Below are 13057 nucleotides of genomic sequence, written 5' to 3' on the forward strand. Positions count from 1 at the left end.
GTCTTCGGGGGCGCGGATCCTCCCCGAACCGGTTTGGGGAAGGGGATTCGGCGACCCGCTCGCTGCAGGTTCCGCTAACGTCCGAACAACCGGAGGCCGGCCCTCCGATCTTTCGGACGTTAACCAAGAGCCGGAGCTAACGTCCGAACAACCGGAGGCCGGCCCTCCGATCGTTCGGACGTTGGCGGAGGGCCGAGACGAACGCCGGGGACCGGGCGAGCTGCCCGGTCCCCGGCTCCCCTTCTCGGTGGCTCAGATCAGGTGCGTGTCCATTGCTGGTTGGGTTGGTTGTTGCAGGTCCAGAGGATCAGGCGGGACCCGTTGGCCGTGGCGGCCTGGTTGACGTCGAGGCACAGTCCGGACCGGGCGTTCGCGATCGATCCGTCGGAGCGGAGCGTCCATTGCTGGTTGTTCTGGTTGTTGCACGGCCAGCTGATCACCCGGGTGCCGTTGCTGGTACCGGAGTTCTCGGCGTCCAGGCACTTGTCACCGAAGACCCGGATCTCGCCGCCGGGCCACGTCGTCCACGACTGACTCGCGGCGGTATGGCAGTCCCGGATCACCGCGAGCGCACCCGCCGCGGTCGACGAGTTGTCGAGGTCGAGGCATCGGCCCGAGCCGGCGCCCCGCAGCCGGGAGGTCGTGCTCGCCACCGGCGATCCGCCGGAGACCCGGTACGCCGCAACACCGTGCGCCGGAACGCTGGCCGAGAGCTGCCCGGTGCTGCTGGACGTGGCGCCCGTCCACAGGTCGGTCAGCGTGAACGACCCGCCGGACAAACCGATCTGTGCTGGCGTGGTCGAGACGGTCGCCGTCGCGTTGCCACGGTTGAACAGTCCGACCGCGACCGAGCCATCGGCCAACGGTTTGGCGAACACCTCCGTCGTACCGTCGTCACGCACCCGTCGCCCGCCCGCACCCAGCGAGTCCTGGTTCACCGCCAGCAATCGAGGACTGCGCAGGATCGCACTGACATCGGCGGACATGGTGCGGATGTCGTTGCCCGCCATCAAAGGCGCCGCCATCAGTGCCCACAGCGCGAAGTGCGACCGGGACTCGGTTAGCGTCAGGCCAGGGCGGCCGACCACCAACATGTCCGGGTCGTTCCAATGGCCTGGACCAGCTTGTACGGCGAGGGGCGCGGTGACGTCGACGACGTTCCCGACGCCCATCGGGTAGCTGTTGGTGTTGCCGTTCTGCCAGATATCCAGCAGGTCCTCGGTGGTGCGCCACAGATCGGCGACCTCACCCCAGTTGTACTTGTCGCCCGTGGGTGCGTGGTAGCTGTTCGGGTTGATGCTGTACACGATCGGCCGCCCGGTCGCCCGCAGCGCGTCGCGCATGATCGTGAACCGGGCGACCTGCTGATCCCGCGTGCCGCTCGAGGAACACCAGTCGTACTTGAGGTAATCCACACCCCAGGACGCGAACGAGCGCGCGTCCTGCACCTCGTGGCCCATGCTGCCGGTGGAGCCCGGATGCGCACCACCGCCCTGCGCACAGGTGCGCTCGGTCGGCACCTGGTAGATCCCGAACTTCAGGCCGCGGCCGTGGATGTAGTCGCCCAGCGCCTTCATGCCGCTGGGAAACTTCGTCGGGTGCGCCCGCAGGTTGCCCTGCGCATCACGCTGCGGATCGAACCAGCAGTCGTCGACGACGACGTACTGGTAGCCCGCGTCCCGCATCCCCGACGACACCATCGTGTCCGCGGCCTGCCTGATCACTGTTTCGTTGACACCGCCACAGCCGAAGCTGTTCCAGCTGTTCCAGCCCAACGGAGGGGTGAGCGCCGGGCTGCCGGGTGCAGCCTGTGCCACCGGCGGACCGGGTACGACGACGGCGAGCATCGCCAGTACGACGGCGCCGATCGCCGCCCTCATGCCGTCGTACCGGTGACTGTGGTGCCTGACTTGGTGACGTAGTAGGTGACCTTCGTGCCGCTCCAGTAGTGGAACGTCAGCGTCACCCGCGCGTTGTCCCTGACTGCGGTGAAGAAGTCCGGCGTCAACGTGGTGACTCCGGTGGTGTAGTTGGGGGCGAAGGCGCGGTCGAACTCCTTGTACGGCGTCCAGTCGTGCGGACCGGCGTTGGTGCCGTCGTCGTACTTGGCCTCCATCGTCGCCAGCAGGTCGCCGCGGAAGCTGGTGGGGATGGCGAAGGCGCTCGTCGTACCGGCCGCGTTGCTGAGCACGGGCGCGTCGTACGTGATGAGGTTGATCCGCCAGGGCACACCTGCGGAGAAGCGGGCGGACAGGGTTGCGTTCGTGCCGTACTCCCGGGACCCGCTCAACCTCGTCAGCAACGCCGCAGTCAGGGTGAGCTGGTCACCCTGGATCGTGTAGTCGGTCCCGCGGGTCAGGTCAGTGCTGCCGTGGCGTAGGGCGGTGAACGAGGTGCCGTTGAGGTTCAAGGTGATCGTTTTGGCCGTGATCGCGGTCGACTTGGCGCTGAACACCTGGTCCGTCGACGCCGTACCGGAGCGGGTGGTCCAGCTCGACTTGATCTGCGCGATGAGCTCAGGATCGCTCCACTGGAACGAGGTGCGGCCGAGATGCTGGCCGTTGTCCCAGAGCATCGTGGTGAGCTGCTTGGCGCGCGCGTAGTGACCGAAGAGCTCGAAGAACTTCAGCTTCTCGCCCTGCTGGATGGTTCCGGTGTGCCGGTCGAAGCCGAGCAGGCCGTATTCGCCGAGGATCACCGGGATGCCGCGCGCGACGAAGGTGGTGTGGACCCGGTCGAACGAGTCGGTGAGGTCCTTCTGGGCGGTGGCGTCGAAATGGGTGCCGCCGGCAACGTTCACGCTGAACGGCCAGTAGCCGTAGTAGTGCACGGTCGCGATCAGGTTGGGGTCGTTGTAGCCCTGGATCGAGGTCGCCAGCGCGTCCAGCAGTACCTGGTCGGACGAGGTGTGCAGCGTCGGCAGGACAAGCAGGCGGGTCGCGTTGTTGCCACCCGATCGGCGCACGATGTCGCGGAAGGAGGTGTTCAGCTCATTGAGCAGCTGCACCTCCTGCGCCTGCCCGGAGCTGTTGGCGAACTGCGGCTCGTTGACGCTCTCGAGCGTCAGCTTCGGCCCGGAGGTCTTGAAGGCTTCGGCCAGTTGCGTCCAGATTGCGTTGTAGCGAGCGAGTACGCCGTCATGATCGGTCGGCATGGTGTTGATCCACTGCCACGAATCGTGATGAAGGTTGATCATCACGTACAGATCGCGCGCCAACGCCCAGCCGACGACCTCTTGAACGCGGGTCAGGTACGCCGCCTCGATCGGATAGCTCGGCGCCGTACCCAGGTGCTGGCTCCACGTGACGGGGATGCGGATGCTCTTGAAGCCCTGCGCCTTGATCTGGTCCAGCAAGGCTTCCGTGACCCGCGGGTTGCCCCAGGACGTCTCGTCACTGCCGGTCGAGTCCAGCGTGTTCCCCAGGTTCCAGCCCGGCTGCATCGCCGCGACGGTGGCCATCGCGTCGGAGCTCCCGCTGCCGGTACACAGAACGCCGTTCAGCTCGAACGAGGTCGGCACCAGGTTCGACCCCGTCCAGGTTCCGCCGAATCCGAAGGACACCTTCGCATTCGTGCCGATCCTCGCGTTGTAGCCGACATTCTTGGCCGTCGCCCGGGTTCCAGAGGTCGTGATGGTCGCGTTCCACGCCTGGGTGGTCCGCTGTCCGGACGGCCAGGTCCAGACCAGCTGCCAGCCGTCGATCGGTGCGCCGAGGTTGGTCACGGCGACGTCGGCATTGAAGCCGCCCGGCCACTGGCTCGTCACCGAGTACGAGACGCTGCACCCGGCCGCCGCCGGCGCAGCGGTGGTAGTGGTGCTAGCGGTGGTAGCGGTGGCGTCGACCGCAGTCAGACCGGCACCGGCGGTGAAGGTGGCGACAACGGCCGCCAGTACGGCAGCCACTCTGCCTCTGAATATTCTTCTTGATTGCATGAGGGTCCTCGCAGCGTCGGGGCGGACAGCGCCATTGGGAGCGCTCCCACGAAGTCCACGAACTGTAACCGGCTCCCACCGAACGGTAAAGAGCGCATCGCGTCCGAAACGTTTAAGGCCCTTCTCGAACGCATTTCAGGCCACCTACGCTGCCGCAACCCATCCCGGAACTGCGCTGTCCGGAACCGCCCTTCGGAGGCTCACATGCGAAGTTGCATCTTGCGGCTGTTCACTGCGCTGGTTGTCCTGTCTGCGGGCCTGATCGGCCTGCCCCCGCCAAGTGCGTCGGCGGCACCAGCGTTCAACTATGCGGAGGCGCTGCAGAAGGCAGTTTGGTTCTACGATGCGCAGCGCGCGGGCAAGTTACCGGCGGACAATCGCGTCAACTGGCGTGGCGACTCGGCACTGCAGGACGGCAGCGGAACCGGAACCGATCTCAGTGGCGGGTTCTACGATGCGGGCGACCATGTGAAGTTCGGGCTGCCATTCGCCTTCAGTATGTCGATGCTGGCCTGGGGTGTGGTGGACAACCGGGACGCCTATGTGGGCTCCGGTCAGCTCACGCCCCTCCTGGCGAACCTGCGGTGGGGTACCGACTGGATCATCAAGGCGCACCCCTCCCCGAACGTGGTCTACGGCCAGGTCGGGGCCGGCGACCCCGACCACGCCTGGTGGGGTTCGGCGGAAGTCATGCCGATGGCACGCCCGTCGTACAAGGTCGACCCCACGTGCCCGGGCTCGGACCTCGCGGGTGAGTACGCGGCGACGATGGCCTCGGCCTCGATGGTGTTCAAGGATTCCGACCCTGCGTACGCGGCGACTCTGGTGACGCACGCGAAGCAGCTCTACACCTTTGCCGACACCTATCGCGGCAAGTACAGCGACTGCATCACCGATGCCGCCAAGTTCTACAACTCCTGGAGCGGCTACCAGGACGAACTGGTCTGGGGCGCGATCTGGCTGTACCGCGCCACCGGCGACGCGGTCTACCTGACCAAGGCCAAGGCGGAGTACCTGAAGCTCTCGACGGAGTCGCAGACTTCCGAGCGCTCGTACCGCTGGACGATTGCCTGGGATGACAAGGCGTACGGCGCCTATGTGCTGATGGCCAAGCTGACCGGTGAGCAGATGTACGTCACTGACACCAACCGCTGGCTGGACTACTGGACCACCGGCTACAACGGCAACCGGATCCGCTACTCGCCCGGAGGCCAGGCAGTGCTCGACACCTGGGGCTCCCTGCGCTACGCGGCCAACACCTCGTTCGCCGCCCTGGTGTACTCCGACTGGCTGGCCACTCGGGACAGTGCACGGGCCAGGACCTATCACGACTTCGGCGTACGGCAGATCAACTACGCGCTCGGCGACAACCCGCGCAGCTCTAGCTACCTCGTAGGCTTCGGCGCCAACCCGCCGCGCAATCCGCACCACCGCACAGCGCACGGGTCCTGGAGCGACAGCATCCAGGAGCCCACAGTCAGCAGGCACACCCTGTACGGCGCTCTGGTCGGCGGCCCCAAGAGCAATGACGATGCCTACGTCGACAGCCGCAGCGACTACGTGATGAACGAGGTCGCACTCGACTACAACGCCGGCTTCACCGGTGCGGTCGCCCGACTGTACAAGGAGTACGGCGGCACTCCACTAGCGAACTTCCCAGTGGCGGAAACTCCGGACGGCCCGGAGCTGACCGTGCAGGCGTCGGTGAACCAGTCCGGTGCTCAGTTCAGCGAGATCAAGGCCTTCGTGCTCAACAAGACCGCGTGGCCCGCCAGGACGTTCAACGGGACACTGCGCTACTACTTCACCCTCGATGGCACCACTACTCCGAGCCAGATCAGTGTGACCACCAACTACAACCAGTGCGGTACGCCGACCGCTCCGATCCAGCACAGCGGTTCGACGTACTACGTGGAGATCCCCTGCACCGGGGTGACGCCGGCCGGGCAGTCGGCGTACCGCAAGGAGGTCCAGTTCCGCATCACCAGCGCGGGTACCTGGGACCCGGCCAACGACTGGTCTGCCGTCGGACTGGGCACCGGCAACGCAGTGGCTCAGACAGAACGGATCGTGCTGCGTCAGGGCAGCAAGCTGGTCTGGGGCGTCGAGCCGAGCGGCATTGCCGACAGTGAGCCGCCCACCACGCCCACTCAGCTCACGGCCTCGGCCGTGACCGGCAGCAGCGTCACCCTGAGGTGGACCGCGTCCACCGACAACGTGGGTGTCGCCGGCTACGACGTGCTCAACGGCACCACAGTCGTCGGCTCCACCACCACGACGAACCTGCAGGTCACCGGTCTGACACCGGACACCTCCTACACCTTCTCGGTCCGCGCTAAAGATGCCTCCGGCAACGTGTCGGGCGCGTCTGCCCCAGTCACAGTGCGCACCACGCAGACGCCGGCCAGCACCCTCGCCGTACAGCACAAGGGCTCGTCGGCAGCCACGTCGGGTCAGATCGGAGCCACGCTGCAGCTGTCCAACCGCGGTACGACGAGCGTCGGCCTGTCCACCGTGTCTCTGCGGTACTGGTTCACCGGCGACGCTCCTTCGCCCACCTACCAGGTGTGGTGCGACTGGGCCCAAGTCGGATGCGCGAACCTCACCGCCCGCGTCGTCAAACTGACCACCGCCCGCACCGGCGCGGACGCCTACCTCGAGGTCACCTTCACCGCAGGCACCCTCGCCCCCGGCGCCACCACCGGCGACATCCAGTTCCGCGTAGCGAAGTCCGACTGGTCCCCCTTCAACCAATCCGACGACCACAGCTACCGAGTGAGCAACACCCTCACCGACTTCGACCGAGTAACCGCCTACTCCGGCCCCACCCTCGCCTGGGGCATCGAGCCCACGGTCGGTTAACGCCTCGCCCTGCGATATCCCGTTCCCCGCCCCGGCCGCCGGCCACCCGAAATTTGAGGGGCTATCCGTTGAAGTTGACCCTTCTCCGTTCAGATTTTGAGGGGAGAACCGGCAACCTCAGGGGAGATCCCCTCATTTTCCGGGCAGCCTCGGGCCACGAGCCACCTTGAGCATCCACCAACCATTTGGCAGCCGCCGGCATGGTCGAACCGTGCTCAAGGTCGCCCGGCCGGCTCACCTTGGGCACCCCTCAACCACATTCGGGCCGCGCGCATGGTTGAACCGTGCTCAACGTCGTACCGAGTCGTGTGGAGAACCCTTGACTGACCGGCCTGGGGTGTCGAGCTCTGGGTCAGGCGACGCCGGCTTCCAGGAGTTGCTTCCAGATCTCGGACTGGTCGACGACCTCTACTTCGAGTTTCTCGGCCTTGGTGATCTTGGCGGCGCCTACGTCGGCGCCGGTGATGAGGTAGTCGGTGCTGGCGGAGACGGAGGAGGCGATGGTGGCTCCGGCCTTCTCACACAGGCGTTGGAAGGCTGGGCGGGCTACCTTTTCGCCGGTGCGGGGGTCGGAGATGGAGCCGGTGACGACGACTGTCTTGCCTGCTAGTGGCGCGCCTGCTGCTACGACCGGCGGGAGGTCTTCGTCGCGGACGTCGAGGGAGACGCCGGCGGCGCGGAGGCGTTCCAGCTCGGGCTGGAGGCGGCTCAGGTGAGCGACGAGGGAGGCTGCGACCTTGGCGCCGATGTCGTCGACGGCGACCAGACCTTCTTCGCCGGCTTCGAGGACTGCTTCCAGTGACGGGAAGCCGGCCCGGCACAACCGCGCCGCCGTCCCTTCGGAGGCCATCGGGATGGCCAGGCCGATGAGCGCTCGGCGGAGGCCGACCTGCTTGCTGGTCTCGATGGAGTCGATCATGCGGGTGGCGGAGACTTCGCCGACGCGGTCGAACTCGAGCAGGCGTTCCTTGGTGAGGCCGTAGAAGTCGGAGGGGTTCTCGAGGATGCCGGCCTCGGCGAGGCGCTCGATCCAGACCCCGCCGATGGCGTCGATGTCCGCGGCGGCGCGCGACGCCCAGTGGATCAGGCGGCGCACGGTCTGGGCCGGGCAGGCGACGTTCGTGCAGAAGAGCTCGCGGCTGTTGCCCTGCTCAGTCAAGGGTTCGTCACACGACGGGCAGTTGGTCGGCGGCACGATGTCGATCTCGGCCCCGGTACGGCGGGATGCGTCCAGCACGCCGGCCACGAACGGGATCACGTCCCCGGCTCGGCGGACCAGCACGGTGTCACCGATCTTGATGCCGCGGGCCTTGATGACCTCCTGGTTCGCCAGCGTCGCGCGGGTGACCGTCGTCCCGCCGACGAAGACTGGCTCGAGCCAGGCGACCGGGGCGATCTTTCCGGTCTTACCAACGTCCCAGCGGACCTCCAGCAGGATCGTCGTCTTCTCCTCGGCCGCGAACTTGAACGCCAGCGCGCCACGCGGCGAGCTCGACCGCGTCCCGGCCGCGGCATACGCGTCACGATCCGCAAGCCGCAGTACGGCGCCGTCCAGGTCGTAGTCGAGCTCGTTGCGCTGCCGCTCGATCCCGGTGATCACTTCCTGCGCCGAAGCGGCGTCGGAGCAGTGCTTCATGTCAGCGGCAGTGAAGCCGAGTGTTTTGAGCCCGCGCTCCAGATCAGCCTCGGTGCTGTCCGGATCGGTCTGCAGGTCGAACGCGAGGAACTGAAGCCGCCGCTCGGACACGGTGGCCGGGTCCTTCGCCCGCAGCGTGCCGGCCGCCGCGTTACGCGGGTTGATGAGCGGCTTGTCCGGGTGGGCCTGGTTGTACGCCACGAACGTCGACCGCAGCATCACCGCCTCGCCTCGCACCTCCACGCGACCCGGTGCGTCGATCTGATGCGGTACGCCGTCGGCCAGGGCCCGCACCAACGGCGTCACGTCGTCGCCCGTGGTCCCGTCGCCGCGGGTGATCGCACGGGCGAACCGGCCGTCCTCGTAGACCAGCGCCAGCGACAACCCGTCCAGCTTCGGCATCACCACGACAGGCTGCCCCGGGAACCGGCTGAAGAACGCCTCGACCTGCTCCGGCTTCGTCGCCTTCTCCAGCGACAGCATCGGCCGCGAATGCCGGATCGGCGCGTGCAGCACGGCCGGCGCACCCACCTGGTCCAGCGGATTCGGCTCCGGCGTCAGCTCCGGGTTCGCGGCGATCAGGGTGCGCAGCTCGTCCTCGATCGCGTCGTACTCCGCGTCCGCGACCACCGGGGATCCCTGGTAGTACGCGTCGCGCAGCTCGACGATCCGGCCGGCCAGCTCCTGAATGCGTTCTTCGACGTTCACACCACCGGACGTTACCGGTCACTGGGGACAATTTCGTAGCATCAGGCCCCGTACCATCAAGCGCGTGAACGACAGCAGCGTGGTGGAAGCAGCGGACAACGTCTTCTTCGTCCAAGGCTCGTTGGTGAACTGGGTGTTGCTCCGGGACGGGTCCAACCTGACTCTGATCGACGGCGGCTACCCCGGCGACATCGACGACGTGGAGGCTTCGATCCGGGCCATCGGACTGCGCCCCGAGGACGTGCAGGCCGTGCTGCTGACCCACGCCCATGCCGACCACGTGGGTGCGGTGCAGCCGTTCCACAGTCGCTACGGCATTCCGACGTACGCCGATCCCGCTGAGGTCGGCCACGCGCACCGGGACTACCTGGACCAGCTCACCCCGGCCAAGCTGATCAGCAACCTGTGGCGACCGCGCGTGCTGCCCTGGGCTGTCGCTATCATCCGGAACCGCGCTCTGCAGGACGTGGCTGCTCCGCACGTCCAGGCGTTCCCAACTGACGGCGCCCTGGATCTACCCGGCAAGCCGGTGCCAGTGCCGACGCACGGGCACACTGCGGGCCACTCGGCGTACTACGTCCCACAGGCTGGTGCGGTGATCACCGGAGACGCACTGGTGACTGGGCACAAGGTTGTGCGGGCCGTGGGTCCGCAGTTGATCCCGCCGCTGTTCCAGCACGGCGATCCCACCGATCTGCTCGCGGCACTCAAGCCCCTGGTGGATCTGGACGCGGACGTCGTACTGCCCGGCCACGGCGGACTGCACCGCGGTCCGATCCGCGAGGCAGTGGCCGCCGTACACGCCTAGGGCTTGTGGTTGTTCTCGCGCCACTCGCGCTCGAACGGCAGCCGCCAGGCACGCGGCGCGATCAGCTGGTGAATGGCGTTCGGGCCCCAGGTGCCGGGCTGGTACGGCTTGACCGGCGGCGGGTCCTCCAGCAGGTGCGCCGACCGCTCCCACAGTGACTCGATGCCCTCGGCGGTCGTGAAGAGCGTGTGGTCGCCGCGCATGGCGTCCAGGATCAGCCGCTCGTAGGCCTCCAGGACGTCACCGGCGCTCTTGGTCTCCTGCGTCGAGAACTGCATCGACAGCTTCTCCAGCCGCATCCCCGGCCCGGGCCGCTTGCCGTAGAAGGACAGCGAGACCCGGGACGAATCCGCCAGGTCGAAGGTCAGGTGGTCCGGGCCCTCGGCCCCGAAACCGGTCGGGAACATCGTCTTCGGCGCCTCCTTGAAGGCGATCGAGATGATCCGCTGACCCTGTGCCATCCGCTTGCCGGTGCGCAGGAAGAACGGCACGCCGGCCCAGCGCCAGTTGTCGATCTCGACCTTGAGCGCGATGAACGTCTCGGTGTCCGAGTCCGGCGCGACGCCCTCCTCGTTGCGGTACCCGGAGTACTGGCCGCGGACCACGTCGGTCGACTGGATCGGCAGCATCGACCGGAAGACCTTGTTCTTCTCCTCCGAGATCGCCCGCGGCTCCAGGGCGGTCGGCGGTTCCATCGCGACGAACGACATCACCTGCATGAGGTGCGTGACGACCATGTCCTTGAACGCGCCGGTCGGCTCGTAGAAGGTGGCGCGCTGGTCGAGCCCGAGCTCCTCGGGGATGTCGATCTGCACGTGGTCGATGTGGTTGCGGTTCCAGATCGGCTCGAACAACCCGTTGGCGAACCGGAAGGCGAGGATGTTCAGCGCCGCTTCCTTGCCGAGGAAGTGGTCGATCCGGAAGACCTGCGCCTCGTCGAAGGTCTCGTGGACGAAGTCGTTCAGCTCGATGGCACTGGTCAGGTCGTCGCCGAACGGCTTCTCCATCACCACCCGGGCCCGCTCGACCAGTCCGGCGTCGCGGAGCATCGCGATCACGGCCTGCGCGGCCTTCGGCGGCACCGACAGGTAGTGCAACCGGCAGACGCCCGCACCGAGCAACTCCTCGGCGGCGTGGACCGTTGCGGCCAGTGCCTCCGGCCCGGCCGACACCGACACGTAGTCGAGGCGGTTCGCGAACTGCGCCCACTCCTCGTCGCTCATCCGGTGCGTCCCGTACGTCTCCACCGCCTGCCGGGCGCGCTCCCGGAACTCGTCCACGGTCAGGTCCTCGGTGGCCGACCCGATGATCCGTACGTCGGGTGCGAACTTGGACTGCTGCAGATACGCCAGACCGGGGAGCAGCTTGCGCTTGGCCAGGTCACCGGTGGCACCGAACAGCACGATGACGTGCGGCGCCAAGGGCTCCTCGTCCCGTCGTGACGGCCGCGATCCGGGTGCCGGGTACGCGATGGTCTGGGTACGGTCAGGCATAGACGCAGTGTAGGTCGTGTCTGTTTCCGGCAAAGGCGTTCGTCGGTGAACTGTTCGGGTGCGAAAAGAACTTGGAGGACGACTGTGAAGTACCTGCTGATGATCGCCGGTGACGAGAGCGCCGCGGAGCATGCCAACGACGGTTGTGGCGGCTGGTCCGAGGAGATGGTGGAGCGGGGCGTGGTGACCGGAGGTGCCGGTCTGTATCCGCCCACCGAAGCAACCACCGTGCGCGTCCGTGAGAACGAACTGCTGCTCACCGACGGTCCGTTCGCGGAGACGAAGGAGCAGATCGGTGGCTTCGTGCTGATCGACTGCGCGGACCTGGACGAGGCGATCGAGATCGCCGCCAAGCACCCGGCCGCGAGCTACGGCACCATCGAGATCCGCCCGGTGCTGGAACCGCCGCCCGGGGTGGTGTGACGTACGCCGAGGTCTTCCGGGCGGAGTGGGGCCAGGTGGTCGCCACGCTGATCCGGATGACCGGGAACTGGGAGCTGGCCGAGGAGTGCGCCCAAGAGGCGTGCGCTGCGGCTCTCGAGCGCTGGCCGCGCGACGGCGTACCGGACAAGCCGGGTGCCTGGCTGACGACCACTGCGCGCAACCGCGCGATCGACTGGCTCCGCCGCGAGGCGGTCGGGGCTGCCAAGCTGCAGGAGGTCGCTGCGATGACGTACGAACCCGAGACGCCCGCGTACGACGTACCGGACGATCGACTGCGGTTGATGTTCACCTGCTGCCACCCGGCGTTGGCCATGGAGGCGCGGGTCGCGCTGACGTTGCGGACGCTGGCAGGACTCAGTACGGCGGAAATCGCGCGCGCGTTCCTCGTCGGCGAGACCACCATGTCGAAGCGGCTCACCCGGGCCAAGCAGAAGATCCAGAACGCCGGAATCCCGTACCGCGTCCCGCCGGCGCATCTCCTGCCCGAGCGGACTCCCGCCGTACTCGCGGTGCTCTATCTGCTCTTCAACGAGGGGTACTCCGATGTCACCCGCGGCACTCTGACCGAGGAGGGCATTCGGCTGGCCAGACTGCTCGTTCAGCTCATGCCGGATGAGCCGGAGGCGGCCGGACTGCTTGCGCTGATGCTCTTCCACGACTCTCGGCGCAGCACTCGGCTCTCCCCCGACGGTGTCCTCATCACACTGGACGAGCAGGACAGAACGCGCTGGGACAGCGCACTGATCACCGAGGCCGAGCACCTGCTCGACCGCACGCTGCAGCGGCGCAGTCCGGGCCCGTACCAGGTGCAGGCCGCGATAGCCGCATGTCATGCGATCGCCCGGACCGCAGCCGACACCGACTGGCCGCAGATCGCTGGGCTCTATGCACAACTCCCCCAGACTCCGGTTGTCGCACTCAATCGCGCAGTGGCGATCGGTATGGCGGACGGACCTGCTGTCGGACTCGCACTGGTCGATCAGCTCGCCGCGGGGTCGCTGGCCGGTTACCACCTGCTCCCGGCCGCACGGGCTGACTTCCTGCGCCGACTCGACCGCCGTACCGAAGCAGCCGCGGCCTACCGAGAGGCGGCCGAGCTGGCCACGACAGACGCCGACCGGAGCTACCTGGAGAAGCGTCTGGCCGAGGTGTCCGTCCAGAGCTGACCTGTT

The 13057-nt window shown here is 67.2% G+C and carries 8 protein-coding genes; 4 read left to right on the forward strand and 4 right to left on the reverse strand.

What is annotated here, in order from left to right:
* Window positions 1-257 precede the first annotated feature (257 nt).
* Window positions 258-1880 carry a glycoside hydrolase family 27 protein gene (locus tag E1261_RS20005; RefSeq protein WP_132408588.1) on the reverse strand — a complete coding sequence of 541 codons (1623 nt, stop codon included), beginning with the start codon at window positions 1878-1880 and terminating at the stop codon, window positions 258-260.
* Window positions 1877-3904: a cellulase family glycosylhydrolase gene (locus tag E1261_RS20010; RefSeq protein ID WP_202874861.1), complete on the reverse strand. Its 2028-nt coding sequence runs from the start codon at window positions 3902-3904 to the stop codon at window positions 1877-1879. The genes E1261_RS20005 and E1261_RS20010 overlap by 4 nt, the downstream gene beginning before the upstream one ends.
* Before the next feature lie 234 nt (window positions 3905-4138).
* On the opposite strand from E1261_RS20010, the gene E1261_RS20015 reads away from it, so the two are divergent.
* On the forward strand, window positions 4139-6796 hold the full coding sequence (locus E1261_RS20015; RefSeq protein WP_132408592.1) for a glycoside hydrolase family 9 protein: 2658 nt from the start codon (window positions 4139-4141) through the stop codon (window positions 6794-6796).
* Window positions 6797-7148: 352 nt separating this feature from the next.
* Here E1261_RS20015 and ligA read toward each other — a convergent pair whose 3' ends face one another.
* Window positions 7149-9140, reverse strand: coding sequence for an NAD-dependent DNA ligase LigA (ligA, locus tag E1261_RS20020; protein ID WP_132408594.1), 1992 nt, complete (start codon window positions 9138-9140; stop codon window positions 7149-7151).
* A gap of 64 nt (window positions 9141-9204) precedes the next feature.
* On the opposite strand from ligA, the gene E1261_RS20025 reads away from it, so the two are divergent.
* The gene (locus tag E1261_RS20025) at window positions 9205-9948 is read left to right on the forward strand and encodes an MBL fold metallo-hydrolase (protein ID WP_202874862.1); all 744 of its coding nucleotides are present in this window, start codon (window positions 9205-9207) and stop codon (window positions 9946-9948) included.
* On the opposite strand, the gene zwf is transcribed toward E1261_RS20025, so the two are convergent.
* Complete coding sequence (gene zwf / locus E1261_RS20030) at window positions 9945-11441, reverse strand: glucose-6-phosphate dehydrogenase (RefSeq protein WP_132408598.1); 1497 nt, start codon at window positions 11439-11441, stop codon at window positions 9945-9947. The genes E1261_RS20025 and zwf overlap by 4 nt on opposite strands.
* 84 nt (window positions 11442-11525) lie before the next feature.
* Between zwf and E1261_RS20035 the strand changes: the two genes are divergently transcribed.
* Entirely contained in the window at window positions 11526-11864 is a 339-nt protein-coding gene (locus E1261_RS20035; protein WP_132408600.1) for a YciI family protein, read from the forward strand.
* On the forward strand, window positions 11861-13051 hold the full coding sequence (locus tag E1261_RS20040; RefSeq protein ID WP_132408602.1) for an RNA polymerase sigma factor: 1191 nt from the start codon (window positions 11861-11863) through the stop codon (window positions 13049-13051). The genes E1261_RS20035 and E1261_RS20040 overlap by 4 nt, the downstream gene beginning before the upstream one ends.
* Window positions 13052-13057: the final 6 nt, after the last annotated feature.

It is taken from the genome of Kribbella albertanoniae (assembly GCF_004348455.1).
Taxonomy (GTDB): domain Bacteria; phylum Actinomycetota; class Actinomycetes; order Propionibacteriales; family Kribbellaceae; genus Kribbella; species Kribbella albertanoniae.